Here is a 14,447-nt window from a genome sequence, read left to right as displayed (position 1 = left end):
CTGCTCAGAGGTCCTCGGCCGATCCACCCATGAGCGGGCGCACCTCGACGGCGGCGAACCTGGCGTCGGGGAAGCGCCTCGCGATCTCCTCGGCCCGCTCGGGCGTCGCGCAGTCGACGACGAAGTAGCCGGCCATCTGCTCCTTGGACGAGGTGCTGGGGCCGTCAGTGACAAGGCTCTCGCCGTCGAGCACCCGAACACTCCGAGCCGTCAGCGGGTCGGCGAGCGCCTGGGCGGTGACGAGCTCCCCGGACTCGCTGATCTCGCCCATCAGCTCCTCGAAGTCGCGCAGCATCCCGGCGCGCTCGTCGTCGGACATGGCCGCGGCCTCGGGCGTGCGCAGGAAGATCGGGTGCCCCCACGTCTGCGGGTTGCTCCAGATCATGAGCAGGTACTTCACGTCGACTCCTTCCTCGTGCCGCCGTCGCGGCGGCCGGTTCGCGTCTCGTGAGTGACGTCGGAGCCGTGGCCGTGATCTCGACACCGTCACCGACCCTTCCACAGTCGGGAGCGGCGAGGGCCGCGGTAGCGTCGCAGCGTGTCCGCCGCCAGCCACCCGACCGCTGCTCCGACGGCCCTCGACGAGCGCGCCGCCGAGGCCGAGCGCTCCGTCACGGCGCTCTTCGCGGGGCGGCTCGGGCGTATGCCGTTGACGCACCTCGCGCGCATCGTGCACCCCGCGCCGCCCGGGTCACGGACGTGCGGCGGGCTGCGCGGAGCGTGGCACTACTGGTGGCAGGCGCACTACCTCGACGCCGTCGTCGACGCCGGCCTCCGGGCCCTGCGCACCGGCGACCCGGGCGGCGCCGACCTCCGGGCCCGCCAGGGTGACCGGCTGCTCTCGACGATCCGGCTGCGCAACCGGGTGCGCTGGGTCAACGACTTCTACGACGACATGGCCTGGCTCGCGCTGGCCTCCGGGCGGCTGCAGGACCTGCACGACGAGATCGGGCGCACCGCGCGGGGCCGGCGCCTCCGCTCGGCCGGCCGCCACCTCACGGCGCAGCTGCGGGCGGCCCACACGGACGACCTCGGCGGCGGCCTCTTCTGGAGCCGGGACCGCGACTTCAAGAACAGTCCCGCCACCGGCCCGGCCGCCCTGCACCTGGCGCGGCTCGGCGAGGCCGACGAGGCCCGCCGGCTCGTCGACTGGCTCTACGCCCGCCTGTGGTCGGCGGAGACCGGGCTCGTGCTCGACGGCATACGGCTCCGCGGGGGTTCGGAGGTGCTCGTCCCCGACGTCTGGTCCTACAACCAGGGGACGGTGCTCGGCGCGCTCGTGACGCTCGGGGACGACCAGAGCCTGGCCCGAGCGGCTGCTCTCGTCGCCGCCGTCGACGCGCGGCTGACGACCGAGGTCGGTGGCGCCCGGGTGCTGCGGACCCACGGCGGCGGCGACGGCGGCCTCTTCACCGGGATCCTCGTGCGCTACCTCGCGCTCGCGGCCGACGCGAGCGCCCTCGACGCCGAGGCGCGGGAGACCGCACGGCGGCTCGTCACGGGCACGGCCGACGCGCTCTGGGCAGGTCGCGGCAGCCTGCGGGTCGCGGGGCGGCGTGACCCGTCGGTCTTCCCCGTCGAACCGGCCGGGCCGGCGCCCGCACCCCCACTCGAGCTGTCGCCGCAGCTGCAGGCCTGGACCGTCCTCGAGGCAGCCGCCGCGCTCGGTTGACCTCATCGGGAAGGTCTCGGATCGGGCACGAAGGCTGGGAGCGGGCTGGGAATCCCGCCTCTCGCGGGTGAGACTCGAGACGTGCGCACCCCACGAGCCCTCGCCGCCGGCCTCATCGCCGCACTGCTGCTCGGCGCCTGCTCGACCGTGGGCCCCACCGACGACCGAGGGGGCGGGACCACGGGGGCGGGGGCAGCGGGAGCCAGCCCGACGGCATACGCCAGCGCGTCGAGCGCACCGTCCTCCCCGCCCGCACCGACGGCGGCAGAGCAGCCCCCGACACCGGGCGCGACCAGCACGCCGAAGCCCGCGCCGCCCGACCCGGCGTCGATCGCGGCTCTCATCGCCACGCGGTACGACGGCGGCAACCTCAGGCTCGGGCGCGAGCGCGGCAGCACCGATGCCTACCGGCAGTACTTCGTGACGTACGTGAGCAACGGGCTGACGATCTCGGGGCGCATCAACATCCCGCGCGGCACGGGCCCGTTCCCGGCCGTCGTCCTCGCGCACGGCTACGTCGACCCCGCGGTCTACACGAACGGCGAGACGATGCTCCGCGAGCGCGACCACCTCGCGCGACAGGGCTACGTCACGCTGCACATCGACTACCGCAACCACGCGCAGTCCGACAGGGACCCCCGCAACGACGCCAACCTCCGGGCGGGCTACACGGTCGATGCCATCAACGCCGGGCTGGCGCTCAAGAAGGCCCGGGTCGTCGACCCCGACCGCATCGCGCTCATCGGCCGGTCGATGGGCGGCGGGGTCGTCTACACCGCCCTGGTCGTACGCCCGGGGCTCTTCCGTGCCGCCGTGGCCTACGCGCCGGTCAGCTCAGACACCGTCGACAACTTCGACAAGTGGGTGCGCCGGGACGCCGCCAGGTCGGGGGCGGCTCGCGCCGTCATCGGCCGCCTCGGCACTCCCGAGGCGCAGCCGGCGGCCTGGGCGGCGACGAGCCCACGCACCTACTTCGGCCGCATCACCGAGCCGCTCCTCATCCACCACGGCACCGCCGACGAGGACTGCCCGCTGTCGTGGTCGCGCGAGTCCGTCGCAGCGCTCGAGGCCAAGGGCAAGGACGTCGAGCTGCGCATCTACCCGGGTGGACGGCACACGCTGGCGTCGCCGCAGTGGGACACCTCGATCCGTCGCACCGAGGCCTTCCTGGGCGAGCACCTGGGCTGACGCCGGGTCGGCCTGCCGGCTAGGCGGTGGGCAGGCCCAGCAGACGGGCCCCGTTGTGCCAGAGCACGGCTCGCATCCAGTCGTCACCGAGGTCGAGGCGGGCGAGCGCGTCGAGCTGGTGCGCGTAGGCGTAGGGGATGCTCGGGAAGTCCGAGCCGAGCACGACCCGGTCGCGCAGCCCGCCCAGACGGTCGACGTAGTCGTCCGGGAAGGGGGCGAAACGGTTCGTGAAGTCGGTGCCGCTCATCGTCGTGTCGAGGTGGACACCGACGAACTCGTCCGCGAGGTCGGCAAACTCGTGGTATTCCGGCATGCCGAGGTGGGCGACGACGAGGACGAGGTCGGGGTGCCTGCGCAGCACCTCGCGCACGGCACCCGGGCCGGTGTGGGTGCCGCGGAGGGGCGCCGAGCCGGCGTGGATGACGACGGGCACCCGAGCCGCCTCGAGCCCACGCCGGGTCGAGCCGGTCGTCGTCCGGGGTGAAGTCCCCGACCTGGACGTGGATCTTGAAGAGGCGGGCCCCGGCGTCGAGAGCCGCCGCCACCTGGTCACCCACGCCCGGCTCCGGATAGAAGGTGGCGCAGTGCACCGCGTCGGGCACCCTCCGAGCGAAGTCGGCACACCACGCGTTGAGCCACGTCGTCATGCCGGGCTTGTGCGGGTAGACGAGAGCGGGGATCGCGCGCAGCCCGAGGGCGCGCAGCGTCCCGAGGCGCGTCGGCTCGTCGTCGCGGTACGTGATCGGCCAGGGCGCGCCGTAGTGGGTCTCGGCCTCGTCGAAGTAGGCCCACACCTTGCGCTGCATGGCGTCGGGCAGGAAGTGCACGTGGATGTCGGCGAGCCCCGGCAGTCCGAGGGAGCGCACGTAGCCCGGCACATCAGCGTCCGTGGCCGGGCCCGGTGTCGTGCGGGATGGTTCGGAGGTCGTCATCGCCTCGCAGCGTAGGTCAGGCCGGTCGCCCTGGCGGTCTTCCTGAACGTACGAGCGCGCCGTCGCCTGACCGGCGACGGCGCGCTCGACGCGGAGCGGAGGGACTCAGCCGGCGAGGGCACCCATCGGGTCCCAAGCAGGGAGCACGATCGGGTCGCGGGTCAGCGCCTCCTGCAGCTCGGCGGGCAGCGCGTCACGGCGCACGGCCACCTCGAAGACGAACTCGGCGAACCACGAGTCGTTCATCGTCATGAAGCCCTTGTCGCCCTTCTCGGTGCCCCAGCTGTTCTCGACGCGCCAGCGACGCGGGACCTCGTCGATCAGGTCGACGCCGGTGAAGAGCATGGCGTGCGTCATGAGGGACTCGTGGTGCAGCAGGCGGTCGGCCTTGCCGAGGCTCGGCTCGGTGCCGTAGATCGCGGCGCGGTCGAAGAGGCCGGCGTCCCAGAGGCCGAGCGTGGCGTTGGACATCTGGCCGGTGTCGCAGCCGAACCAGACCGGCTCGCCGCCGACGATCGCCTGTGCCGCAAGGGACTTCATGAGATCCGGCTCGACGTTGAGGTAGGTGACCGGCGGCGCTCCGACGACGTTGCCGAGGTGCTCGACCGTGAACGTGTGCCCGTAGGGGCTGCTCGCGCGAGGGTCGTTGACAAGGCACACGTAGTCCTCGAGCGGCACGGTGACGTAGCGCTCCGCGAACTCGAGGGGCGTCATCGTGCCGTCGCGGTGGAAGCCGCCGTCGGTGTCCTTCCACTGCCACACGAACGACTCCGGCGGCGTGCCGAGGTGGATGCAGAGCAGTCGGTGGACCGTCGCGAGCACCTGCTCCTTGGCGTCCTGGAGGTCGTCGGCGTCGGCGCCGTCGGCTGCCTGGGCCCGCAGGTCGCGGGCGGCCTGCCGCAGGATCGTGCTGAGGTCGCGGTTCATCTGTCCGGTGTTGCTCGAGCTCTTCGTCTCGGGCATCGCGACCTTGGGCACGAGGCCGTGCTTGACGACGAGCGCGACGAACATGTTCCACTGCCCGCCGTCCTCGGCCGGCGTGGCGAGCAGGTGGGCCACGGTGCGGTCGTCGACGTCGCGGTCGGCCGTCGCGATGACGGACTCGAGCCAGTGGTTGGCCTTCTCGAACTTGTCCCAGAAGAGCAGGTGGTTCTGCGAGAACTCGAAGTCCTTGACCTTGAGCTTCTCGCGGGCACTCGCGCGCAGCAGGTTGGTGCCGGCGAAGAGCCAGCAACGGCCGCTCTTCTCCTGGGAGGTCGCCGTCCAGTCGTCGAGGAGGTTCGAGACCGAGTGGTCGATGGCCGTCACCACCCGGCGGTCGAGCGCGATCTCGTCGACCGACGTCGTCGTGACGGCGTTCTGGAGCATTCGTGCGGTGGGGTCGGCCTCGAACGCCTTCGTGAGGCGCTCGACGAGGTCGGGGGCGAGGTCGCGCGGCATGGGCCACTCCTTCGAGCTTCTCGGGATCCCAAGCATCGTATGCCGCGCCGCCGGCACCCCACTCAGTGTGCCGTCAGCGCCATGATCGCCGCCGAGGCCGCGAGCTGTCCCGACGCGGCGGCCGCGACGACGGAGGCCATCGGCATCGGGTAGGCGGGCAGGTGCGCCATGTCACCCGCACAGAGGACCCGCTCGCGACTCGACCGGGCGAACTCGTCGACCCGCACGGCGCCTGACGGGTTGAGCTCGAGGCCGAGCTGCTCGGCGAACGGGGCCGACTGGCTCAGCTCCGGCTTCACGAAGAGCCCGGCGACCTGCTCCGTCGTCCCGGCGGGCGCCTGCTCGCCGTCCGCACCCGCGAGCACGACGCGTACGCCCCCGTCGTACCGCTCGACCGAGACGACCCGCTCCGTGCGGGCGGCGGTACCCACAGGGAGACCGACGGGCACGGCGTCTCCGTCGGTGAGCACGACGATCTCGGACGCGATCCGGCCGAGCAGGCCCGACAGGTGCGGGGCGATGGTCGCCCCGAGGATGCCGACGCGCTGACCGCTGAGCTCGTGGCCGTGACAGAAGGGGCAGTGCGCGACGAGGTCGCCCCAGAGCGCGTCGAGCCCGGGCACGGGCGGCAGGGTGTCACGGACGCCGGTGGCGAGGACGAGGGCCCGTGCCGTCACGCCCGTGCCGTCGGCCACGTGCAGCCGGAAGTGTCCGTCGACCTCCTCGATCGTCGTGACCCGCTGCTCCCGCACGCTCACGGTGTCGTATGCCGTGAGCTGCTGGCGCGCGTCGGCGCGGAAGTCCGCCGGCGGGGTGCCGTCGTGGGCGACGACGTTGTGCATGTGGCTGACCGTGGCGTTGCGGTAGGTGCCGTCGTCGAAGAGGACGGCGTCGCGATGGACGCGACCGAGGGTGAGTGCGGCCTGGAGGCCGGCGGGGCCTCCGCCGATGACGGCGACGTCGGTGTGCGTGCTGGCAGTCATGGTGGCTCCTTGGTGATCGGTGCGGCGAGTGCTCGAGCGGCTCTGTGCCTGTTGCGATCCAGCGTGTACCTTCATGTCGACATGAAGGCAAGAGCGCGAGACGAGACCTGGACCGTCGGAGAGCTGGCGGCACGCTTCGACCTGCCGACGAACGTGCTGCGCCACTGGGAGACGCTCGGGCTGCTCACCCCGGAGCGCGACGGGTCCGGCTATCGGCGCTACGGCCGGCCCGATCTCGTCCGCGTCGCGGTCATCCTCCGCAACAAGGCCGCCGGCATGACGCTCGAGCAGATCGGCGTGCTGCTCGACGGCGAGGCGGCCGGGCGCCACGAGGTGCTCGAGGCCCACCTGCGCGACCTCGACGAGCGAGCGCGGTCGATCGAGCGGTCACGCGAGATGACCGAGCACGCACTGCGGTGCAGGGCTCATGACATCGTCGCGTGCCCGCGCTTCTCGCAACACGTCGCCGACCTGACCGAGGGTCGCGCGACGGCGGCCCACATCGCCGACTGGACCTAGGGGCGCCCTCGGGGACGCACCCGCTCCGGCCTTACGTCGACAGCGAAGGGGCCTTGGCTCGGAGGCCGGCGCAGGCGAGGATCGTGCCCATGAGACTGCTCGTGCTCGGAGGAACCCACCACGTCGGCCGCGCGTTCGTCGAGGCCGCCGTCGCCCGCGGCGACGACGTCACGACGGTGACCCGGGGACTCACCGGCACCCCCGTCGAGGGCGCCCAGGCGCGCCACGCCGACCGCCTCGACCCCGAGGCGCTGCGCACGGCGCTCGGGGACGACGAGTGGGATGCCGTCGTCGACACGTGGTCGGCGGAGCCCGTCGCGGTGCAGACGTCGGCGCGGCTGCTCCGCGGTCGCGCGGGGCACTACACCTACATCTCGTCGTGCTCGGTCTACACGTGGCCCATCGCCGTCGGCGCCGACGAGGGAGCACCCGTCGTCGAGGGAGACCCGGCCTCGACCGACGGTTCCGACTACGCCGCGGCCAAGCGCGGCGGCGAGCTCGCCACCCTGGCGGAGTTCGACGGTGACGTGGCCGTCGCGCGTGCGGGCCTCATCCTCGGGCCCTACGAGATCGTCGGCCGGATGCCGTTCTGGCTCCGTCGGATCGCAGCGGGTGGGCGAGTGCCGGCGCCGGGACCGTACGAGCGGCCGCTGCAGTACGTCGACTGCCGGGACATCGCGGACTGGGTGCTCGGGTCGCGTCCGGTCGGCACCTTCAACATGGTGAGCGAGCCCGGTCACACCACGATCGGGGCACTCCTCGACGAGGTGCACACCGTGACGGGAAGTGACGCCGAGCTCGTCTGGCTCGAGCCCGCAGCGGTCGAGGCGGCCGGGGTGCAGCCCTGGACCGAGCTGCCGATCTGGGTCCCGCCGACGGGTGAGCTCGCGGGCCTGCACGCACTCGACACCACTGCCGCCCGGGCGGCGGGGCTCCACTGCCGGCCGATGCCCGAGACGGTCGCCGACACGTGGGCCTGGCTGCAGCGCGAGGGTCTGCCGGAGCGGCCGACGAACCGTGGTGGCGGCCCGATGGACGCCGACGCCGAGGCCCGCCTCTGGGCCGCCCACGCGGCCGCCGGCGCCTGAGGACGAGGCACTCCGCTCCTCAGCGGGTGCGGGCGCGGTGGGCGGCGGCCTTGACGCGACTCTGGCACCGCGCCGAGCAGTAGCGGCGCGTGCCGTTCTTCGACCCGTCGACGTAGACGCGGTCGCAGCCCGGGGCGTCGCACACGCCGAGCCGGCCGCCGAGGTCGCTGCCGATGGCGACGGCCAGCCCCGACGCGATCCCGGCCTGCCACCCGCGGACGAACCCGTCGTCGGGGCCGTGGAAGTGCAGCTGGTGTCGGCCCTCGTCGTCCGGGTCGAGGCGAGGACGGGCAGCGGTCGAGACGAGCAGGTCGTTGACGACGGCCGCCGCCGCCGCGAGGTCGTCACGATCCGCGGCCTCGAAGACGACACGTGCCTGCGGCACGACGTCGAGCAGCCCCCGCGCGTCCGCGGGCGTCGGCCGCGAGCGCCGCTCGGGCGAGGACGTCGCCTCGGCCACCCCTCGCACGAGGTCGGCCCCCACGGGGGGGTCGTATGCCGTCCCGTGCGCCTCCCCGGGGCTCGCGAGGTTGACGAGGGCCACCGTCGCGTCGAGCAGCCGCTCGACATGACTGTCGAAACGCATTTGACCAGTCACCTATCCCTTCGTAGGCTCGTGACCACCGAAGTCTAGTTCGACAGTCAGGAGGGACAATGGCCCGACCACCCCGCACGCCGTCCCTGCCGCCCCGGTTGCGGGTGCTCATCGCGGCCCGCTGCGTCAACCGGCTCGGCGGCTTCTCGATGGCCTTCCTCGGGGTGCTCCTCGTTCGCGAGCTCGGGGCCGGAGCGGCCGAGACGGCCCTGGCCCTCACGTGCTTCGGCGTCGCGACGATCCCCTCGCGGATCGTCGGTGGCCACCTCGCGGACGCGTGGGGCCACCGGTCGACGATGCTCCTCGGTCTCGCCGGCTGCGCCGCCGCGCAGCTCGTCATCGCCGCGGCGCCGACCCTCGCCTGGGCGCTCCTCGGAGCCGTCCTGCTCGGCCTCGCCTACGAGGTCGTCGAGCCGCCGACGCAGGCCCTCGTCTCCGACCTCGTGCCCGAGCACTCCCGCGCCTTCGCCTACTCGGCGCTCAACGCCTCGCTCGCCGTCGCGGGCGTCCTCGCCGGCCTCGTCGCGGCAGCCGTGTCGGGACTCGGCCTGCGCTGGCTCTTCGTCGTCGACGCTGCCACCTGCCTCGCGTGCGCGGCCGTCGTGGCCCACCGGATCCCCCGCAGCACGGGCGCCTCGTCGCCCCCGAGGGAGGCGACCGACGTGGGCGTGACCCCGGCTCGCGCACGCTGGGTCGCTGCCCTCACGGACCGGCGCCTGCGTCCCGTCGTCGCCTTCGGCACGGTCGCGGCGACCGTGACGATGGTCGTCGTCTTCGGCGTGCCACTCCTCGTCGAGCAGCGCGGCCTGTCACCGGCCGTCACCGGCTGGGTCCTGGCCGCGGGTGCTGCGGCCGGCGTCCCGGGGGCGTGGCTCGCGGCCGCGCTGCGCCGCCGCACCGACGACGCCGGGGTGCTCCTCGTCGGCGAGATGGTCGCCTCGGCGGGACTCGCGACGATCGCCCTCGCCGGCCACCCGGTCGCCCTCGCCGCCGGCCTCGTCGCCTTCGACGTCGGCAGCCTGCTCGTCATCGCGACGACGATGGCCCGCGCCGGCACGCTGGCGCCGGACGGGTCGCGCGGCACCTACCTCGCCGTGCTGGGACTGACGTGGGGACTCGCCACGTCGGTCGCGCCGGCGATCCTCGCGACGCTCGGGACGGCATACGGCCCGGGGGCGCCGTTCGGCGCAGCAGCGATGGCGCTCCTCGGGACGGCGCTCGTGCGCGCAGGTCAGCGACCGCGGTTGCGGCGGCGGACGTCCTTGGGGGGCTTGCCGCCGGCGTACGAGCGCGACGGGTCGACGACGTAGCCCTGGCGCAGGGCCTCACGGCCGACGAGCATCCGGAAGCCCATCCGGTCGCGCTTGCTCAGCGTCACCTCGGCCGGCACCGTGCGCCCGGCGAGCGAGAGGTCGAGGCGCACGACGTAGCGCTTGGTCACGTGGCCCGAGGAGCTGCGCACGCTGCGGCGGTCGTGCACGGGGCACTCGATGGTCCGGGCGTCGTCGTCGGCGTCCTGCCAGGGGTGCACGGTGAACCGCACCCAGGGCTGCCCGTCGCGGTCGAACTCCTCGACGTCCGCGGCGTGCAACGACGACGTGCGGGCTCCGGTGTCGATCTTGGCCTTGAGCCACGGCAGGCCGATTCCGGGCATACCGACCCACTCCCTCCATCCGACAGGAGTGCTTGAATAGGCCGGCCCAGACACCCGCCCATCTTGGCAGGACCCTGCATGAAACTCGCGATCCTCTCCCGCGCGCCGCGTGCCTACTCGACGCAGCGCCTGCGCACCGCAGCGCTCGACCGCGGGCACCAGGTGCGGGTGCTCAACACGCTTCGCTTCGCCATCGACCTGTCGGGCCCGGAGCCGGACCTGCAGTTCCGCGGACGCCCGATCTCCGACTACGACGCGGTGCTGCCGCGCATCGGCAACTCGATCACCTACTTCGGCACGGCCGTCGTGCGCCAGTTCGAGCAGATGGACGTCTACACACCGAACACGGCCAACGGCATCTCCAACGCCCGCGACAAGCTCCGCGCCGCGCAGATCCTCTCGCGCCACCAGATCGGCATGCCCGCAACGACCTTCGTGCGCAACCGCGCCGACGTCATGCCGGCCATCGAGCGCGTCGGCGGGGCCCCCGTCGTCATCAAGCTGCTCGAGGGCACCCAGGGCATCGGCGTCATCCTCGCGCCCGACATCAAGATCGCCGAGGCGATCATCGAGACGTTGCACAGCACGAAGCAGAACGTGCTCATCCAGAGCTTCGTCACCGAGAGCCGGGGACGCGACATCCGTGCGCTCGTCGTCGGCGACCGCGTCGTGGCCGCCATGCGGCGGCGGGCCAGCGGTGACGAGTTCCGCTCCAACGTCCACCGCGGCGGCACCGTCGAGGCGGTCGAGCTGACGCCGGAGTACGAGCAGGCCGCTGTGCGCTCGGCCCAGATCATGGGCCTGCGCGTCGCCGGTGTCGACATGCTCGAGGGCAACGACGGCCCGCTCGTCATGGAGGTCAACTCCTCCCCCGGCCTCGAGGGCATCGAGACTGCGACGAAGCTCGACGTCGCCGGCGCGATCATCGACCACATCGCCGGCCAGGTCGCCTTCCCCGAGATCGACGTGCGCCAGCGGCTCACCGTCTCGACCGGCTACGGCGTCGCCGAGCTCGTCGTGCACGCGGGCGCCGACATCATCGGCAAGACGATCGGCGACTCAGGCCTCGAGGAGCGCGACCTCCAGGTGCTCACCCTGCACCGCGGCACGAGCGTCATCCCCAACCCTCGACGCCGGGTCGTGCTCGAGGCGGAGGACCGCCTGCTGTGCTTCGGCCGCCTCGAGGAGATGCGCTCGATGATCCCGGAGCGCCGGCGCCGGCGCGCCAAGGTGCGCAAGCTGCCGAACGACCCGATCCACACCGTCGCCTGACCGCGAGTGGCCGGGGAGGACCACGAAGAGCTGGAGGGGTCGCTCGTCACCGTCGCGGACTAGTGCGAGCCGCTCGCGTGCTTCCGGGTCTCGAGCTCGGCGCGCAGCCGGGCGACCTCGGCCTCGGCAGCAGTCACGCGGTCTTCGGCCGCCGAGACCGTCGCGTCGTCAAGACCGGCGAGCGCGCTCGCGGCGGGCTTGACGGTGGCGTCCGGCCCGGACCGCATCTGGTCGACCTCGGACTTGAAGATGCGTGCTGACCGTCCGAGGCTGCGGGCCATGTCGGGCATCCGCTTCCAGCCGAAGAGGAGCACGACGGCGAGGGCGATGATGCTGAGCTCCGGCCACCCGAGATCTGCCACGGGAACCTCCTGACGTCGGCGGCGCCGGCGGCTTCCCGCGCCCGCGCACGCATGGTGAGGGGGCACCGTAGGAGCCGCGGGTGGGAAACGTCCGGGAGCCGGCTGTGAGCCCGCCGAGCGCGGGGTCACACCGGTCAGCGCGCAGCGGCCGCCGTGTCGCCTTCCGCGCCCTGGCGTGTGGCCAGCGCGTCGAGGTCGCGCTCGGCGTAGAGGCGGTGCTGCCACTCCTCGTTGAGGATGGTGCGCAGGATCCGGGTCACGGCATACGCCTCCGGCTCGGGGTAGCCGGGGGCGGTGACCGGCTCGGTCGTGCGAGCGAGGTCGTCGTCGGTGAGGCCGTCGACGACGCGACGCACCGTCGCCATCCGGTCGGCCCGCAGGGCGAGCACCTCGTCGAGCGTCGGGCGCGCGTCACGGTCGCGCGGCACTGGGGGACTGTCCGGCATGTCGTCGTGCGGCAGGTCGAGGGCATCCCAGGGCTCGGGTTCGCCGAGGAGGGCTCGGCACACCCACGCGTCGGTGGCGAAGACGAGGTGGCGGAGGGTCTCGATGAACGACCACTCGCCGTCGACCCGCTCGTGCAGCTGCTCGGGCGCGAAGGTGCGTGCCCTGGCGACCGTGCCGGCCCAGAGTCGCTCGACGACGTCCCAGCCCTCGCGGTAGCCGGCAGCATCCGTCGGCCGCATCCTGGGTCGGTCGGGGTCACGGCGGTCGAGCTCGGCCTCGATGAGCGGCGCGACGTCGACGCCGTTGATGACGAGGTTCTCGACGTCGCCGGTGATGTCGACGTCCTCGAGCCAGACGTCACGCGCTCGCAGACCCCGCAGGTCCACCATCCGCAGCGAGGCCCCCCGCAGGTCCACGTCGTGCAGCTGCACTCCGTCGAGGTAGACGTCCTCGAAGGTCGCACCGGTCAGCCGCACTCGCTCGAAGCGGGCGCCCTGCTGGTCGTCGTAGGTCACGTCGCTCATCCCGGTCTCCTTGGCTCGTGGTCGCTGGCGCGAGAGGAAGCCTAGGACGGCTCCCGGACGATCCGCGTCCTGAGACCTCCGGTTCAGCGGACTCCCTCGACGATGAGCAGGATGCCGAAGACGACGAAGGCCGCGGCAGCGCCCCACCTGATGACGTGCTCGGGCAGACGCCTGCCGAGGGCAGCGCCGACGACGATGGCGAGCGCGTCCGCGGCGACCATGCCCACGGTGCTTCCCAGCCAGGTGCCGAACCACCCGTGCTGCGTCGCCAGGGTGATGGTGGCGAGCATCGTCTTGTCGCCGAGCTCGGCGAGGAAGAAGGCGACGGAGACGGCGATGATCGCCGTGCGCCGCGTCGTCCGCGCGACGGCGGCCTCCTCGTCGGAGAGGGAGTCGCCGCGCAGCGTCCAGGCGGCGAAGAAGAGGAACGCGACCCCGGCGGTGATCGAGATGGCGTCTCGCGGGAGGCGGTCGCCGATGGCGGCGCCGATGGCGACGGAGCCGAGGTGCACGACGGCCGTCGCGATCGTGATGCCGGCGAGCACGTGGAGCATCTTGAAGCGGGTGGCGAAGGTCATCGCCATGAGCTGGCTCTTGTCGCCGAGCTCGGCGACGAAGATGACTGCTGCACTCAGCAGGAAGGCGGACATCGGATCGGTCTCCTCGGCGCGCAGGCACGAGGCACCGCCGGGAGCCGCGACCTGGCGCGCCCGTCGGTGGGTCGGCACGAGGTCGAAAGTCTCGTCCGCCGCGGGTCCGCGCCCGCCGAGTCGGCGTCGCGGTCAGGGCCGGCCGCACCGGGCCGGAGCCAGGATGTCGATGCGGTCGTTGGGGACTACTCCCTTTCGATGCCCCGACCGTAGGCGGAGCGCCGCGCGTCGTGCAACGTCTCGGTGCGCCTAGCGATTCTTCTCGGAAACCCTTGGGACGCCGATGTGCCGACATCCGACATAGTGGCAACCCTTGTCGTTCAAGGGATCCGGCGAGGCCGGCTCGAGGCTGACGAGAAGGGCGGCGACGGCCTGGGCGCCGAGCTCGACCTCGTGGGTCACCCCCGCCGCTGCGCCGGGTGGGGTGACCTCGAGCCGCGTCGCGCCGCCGAAGGGCTTACGCTCCCGGACGACGACCTCGGCGTCCACGGCGATACCGGTGTCGGCGAACCAGCGGAGCAGTGCCGGATCGTCGTCGTCGATGCGGGCAACGAAGCGGCGCTCCCCGGCGGTACTCGCCGCGAGCGGCTCGGCGGCCGGCTGGTGCAGCACGCCGTCCGGCGTGGGGATCGGGTCACCGTGCGGATCGCGCCAGGGGCGGCCGAGCTGGTCGTCCATGCGGTCGACCATGAGCGTCGAGACGGCGTGCTCGAGCACCTCGGCGTCGTCGTGCACCTCGTCCCACGAGTAGCCCAGGGACCGGACGAGGAAGGTCTCGACGAGGCGGTGGCGGCGCACCATCCGCAGCGCCTGCTCGAGACCCTCGTCGGTCAGCCGCATCCCGCCGTAGCGCTTGTGGGCGACGAGCCCGCTGTCGGCGAGCTTGCGCGCCATCTCCGAGACGGACGACGTCGAGACCCCGAGCCGGGCGGCGACGGCCGCGTTGCTCACGGTCTCCTCCTGCCACTCACCGAGGGAGAAGATGACCTTGAGGTAGTCCTCGACGGCGGTGCGGTTCTCGGGCTTGGCCACCGCCAGAGACTACGTGAGCAGCCGGGCCAGCAGCACGAAGCATCCGACGAAGAGGATCGTCGTGAGCGTCCCGGTGACGAGTCGCCTGG

Annotated in this window: 15 protein-coding genes and 1 pseudogene; 6 read left to right on the top strand and 10 right to left on the bottom strand. The window is 72.7% G+C overall.

The window, feature by feature from the left end; genetic code table 11:
- Positions 1-4: 4 nt before the first annotated feature.
- Positions 5-400 (bottom strand): YciI family protein, encoded by a 396-nt coding sequence (locus H283_RS0101395; RefSeq protein WP_020141718.1) that lies wholly within the window; start codon positions 398-400, stop codon positions 5-7.
- A 138-nt stretch (positions 401-538) separates the two neighbouring features.
- Between H283_RS0101395 and H283_RS0101390 the strand changes: the two genes are divergently transcribed.
- Both H283_RS0101390 and H283_RS0101385 read left to right on the top strand, forming a co-directional pair.
- Positions 539-1,672 (top strand): glycoside hydrolase family 76 protein, encoded by a 1,134-nt coding sequence (locus H283_RS0101390; RefSeq protein WP_020141717.1) that lies wholly within the window; start codon positions 539-541, stop codon positions 1,670-1,672.
- Positions 1,673-1,753: 81 nt separating this feature from the next.
- The gene (locus tag H283_RS0101385) at positions 1,754-2,860 is read left to right on the top strand and encodes a S9 family peptidase (protein ID WP_020141716.1); all 1,107 of its coding nucleotides are present in this window, start codon (positions 1,754-1,756) and stop codon (positions 2,858-2,860) included.
- 19 nt (positions 2,861-2,879) lie between these two features.
- Here the strand turns inward: H283_RS0101385 and H283_RS23645 are convergent.
- The 3 genes and pseudogenes from H283_RS23645 to H283_RS0101370 form a co-directional block, all read right to left on the bottom strand.
- Positions 2,880-3,666: pseudogene (locus H283_RS23645) on the bottom strand (amidohydrolase family protein).
- A gap of 231 nt (positions 3,667-3,897) precedes the next feature.
- Positions 3,898-5,232: an aminopeptidase C gene (locus tag H283_RS0101375; RefSeq protein WP_020141714.1), complete on the bottom strand. Its 1,335-nt coding sequence runs from the start codon at positions 5,230-5,232 to the stop codon at positions 3,898-3,900.
- A gap of 62 nt (positions 5,233-5,294) precedes the next feature.
- Entirely contained in the window at positions 5,295-6,215 is a 921-nt protein-coding gene (locus H283_RS0101370) for an NAD(P)/FAD-dependent oxidoreductase (protein WP_020141713.1), read from the bottom strand.
- A gap of 81 nt (positions 6,216-6,296) precedes the next feature.
- Between H283_RS0101370 and H283_RS0101365 the strand changes: the two genes are divergently transcribed.
- Positions 6,297-6,734 carry a MerR family transcriptional regulator gene (locus H283_RS0101365; RefSeq protein WP_020141712.1) on the top strand — a complete coding sequence of 146 codons (438 nt, stop codon included), beginning with the start codon at positions 6,297-6,299 and terminating at the stop codon, positions 6,732-6,734.
- Positions 6,735-6,823: 89 nt separating this feature from the next.
- Positions 6,824-7,822: an NAD-dependent epimerase/dehydratase family protein gene (locus H283_RS0101360; protein ID WP_020141711.1), complete on the top strand. Its 999-nt coding sequence runs from the start codon at positions 6,824-6,826 to the stop codon at positions 7,820-7,822.
- 19 nt (positions 7,823-7,841) lie between these two features.
- On the opposite strand, the gene H283_RS0101355 is transcribed toward H283_RS0101360, so the two are convergent.
- Positions 7,842-8,408, bottom strand: a complete 567-nt coding sequence (locus H283_RS0101355) for a CGNR zinc finger domain-containing protein (protein ID WP_020141710.1) — start codon at positions 8,406-8,408, stop codon at positions 7,842-7,844.
- A gap of 68 nt (positions 8,409-8,476) precedes the next feature.
- Between H283_RS0101355 and H283_RS23640 the strand changes: the two genes are divergently transcribed.
- Positions 8,477-9,727 (top strand): MFS transporter, encoded by a 1,251-nt coding sequence (locus H283_RS23640; RefSeq protein ID WP_020141709.1) that lies wholly within the window; start codon positions 8,477-8,479, stop codon positions 9,725-9,727.
- On the opposite strand, the gene H283_RS0101345 is transcribed toward H283_RS23640, so the two are convergent.
- Complete coding sequence (locus tag H283_RS0101345) at positions 9,649-10,071, bottom strand: ATP-dependent zinc protease (RefSeq protein ID WP_020141708.1); 423 nt, start codon at positions 10,069-10,071, stop codon at positions 9,649-9,651. The two genes, H283_RS23640 and H283_RS0101345, sit on opposite strands and share 79 nt — an antisense overlap.
- Before the next feature lie 78 nt (positions 10,072-10,149).
- On the opposite strand from H283_RS0101345, the gene H283_RS0101340 reads away from it, so the two are divergent.
- Positions 10,150-11,343, top strand: coding sequence for a RimK family alpha-L-glutamate ligase (locus tag H283_RS0101340; RefSeq protein ID WP_020141707.1), 1,194 nt, complete (start codon positions 10,150-10,152; stop codon positions 11,341-11,343).
- 59 nt (positions 11,344-11,402) lie between these two features.
- Here the strand turns inward: H283_RS0101340 and H283_RS23635 are convergent, their stop codons facing one another.
- From H283_RS23635 to H283_RS0101320, 4 genes are all read right to left on the bottom strand, one after another.
- Entirely contained in the window at positions 11,403-11,705 is a 303-nt protein-coding gene (locus tag H283_RS23635; protein WP_020141706.1) for a Sec-independent protein translocase subunit TatA, read from the bottom strand.
- A 134-nt stretch (positions 11,706-11,839) separates the two neighbouring features.
- On the bottom strand, positions 11,840-12,676 hold the full coding sequence (locus tag H283_RS0101330) for a DinB family protein (RefSeq protein ID WP_020141705.1): 837 nt from the start codon (positions 12,674-12,676) through the stop codon (positions 11,840-11,842).
- An 83-nt stretch (positions 12,677-12,759) separates the two neighbouring features.
- The gene (locus H283_RS0101325; RefSeq protein ID WP_020141704.1) at positions 12,760-13,404 is read right to left on the bottom strand and encodes a TMEM165/GDT1 family protein; all 645 of its coding nucleotides are present in this window, start codon (positions 13,402-13,404) and stop codon (positions 12,760-12,762) included.
- 171 nt (positions 13,405-13,575) lie between these two features.
- Complete coding sequence (locus tag H283_RS0101320) at positions 13,576-14,358, bottom strand: metal-dependent transcriptional regulator (RefSeq protein ID WP_020141703.1); 783 nt, start codon at positions 14,356-14,358, stop codon at positions 13,576-13,578.
- Positions 14,359-14,447: the final 89 nt, after the last annotated feature.

The organism is Terracoccus sp. 273MFTsu3.1 (assembly GCF_000383675.1).
Classification (GTDB): Bacteria; Actinomycetota; Actinomycetes; order Actinomycetales; family Dermatophilaceae; genus Terrabacter.
The sequence above is the reverse complement of the archived record's forward strand: the minus strand, read 5'-3'. Positions and strand labels throughout refer to the sequence as shown.

Coding starts and splice junctions, on each gene's coding strand:
- H283_RS0101340 (WP_020141707.1), top strand. CDS start 10,150: ATGAAACTCGCGATCCTCTCCCGCGCGCCGCGTGCCTACTCGACGCAG.
- H283_RS0101330 (WP_020141705.1), bottom strand. CDS start 12,676: ATGAGCGACGTGACCTACGACGACCAGCAGGGCGCCCGCTTCGAGCGA.
- H283_RS0101365 (WP_020141712.1), top strand. CDS start 6,297: ATGAAGGCAAGAGCGCGAGACGAGACCTGGACCGTCGGAGAGCTGGCG.
- H283_RS0101355 (WP_020141710.1), bottom strand. CDS start 8,408: ATGCGTTTCGACAGTCATGTCGAGCGGCTGCTCGACGCGACGGTGGCC.
- H283_RS23640 (WP_020141709.1), top strand. CDS start 8,477: ATGGCCCGACCACCCCGCACGCCGTCCCTGCCGCCCCGGTTGCGGGTG.
- H283_RS0101360 (WP_020141711.1), top strand. CDS start 6,824: ATGAGACTGCTCGTGCTCGGAGGAACCCACCACGTCGGCCGCGCGTTC.
- H283_RS0101345 (WP_020141708.1), bottom strand. CDS start 10,071: ATGCCCGGAATCGGCCTGCCGTGGCTCAAGGCCAAGATCGACACCGGA.
- H283_RS0101375 (WP_020141714.1), bottom strand. CDS start 5,232: ATGCCGCGCGACCTCGCCCCCGACCTCGTCGAGCGCCTCACGAAGGCG.
- H283_RS0101370 (WP_020141713.1), bottom strand. CDS start 6,215: ATGACTGCCAGCACGCACACCGACGTCGCCGTCATCGGCGGAGGCCCC.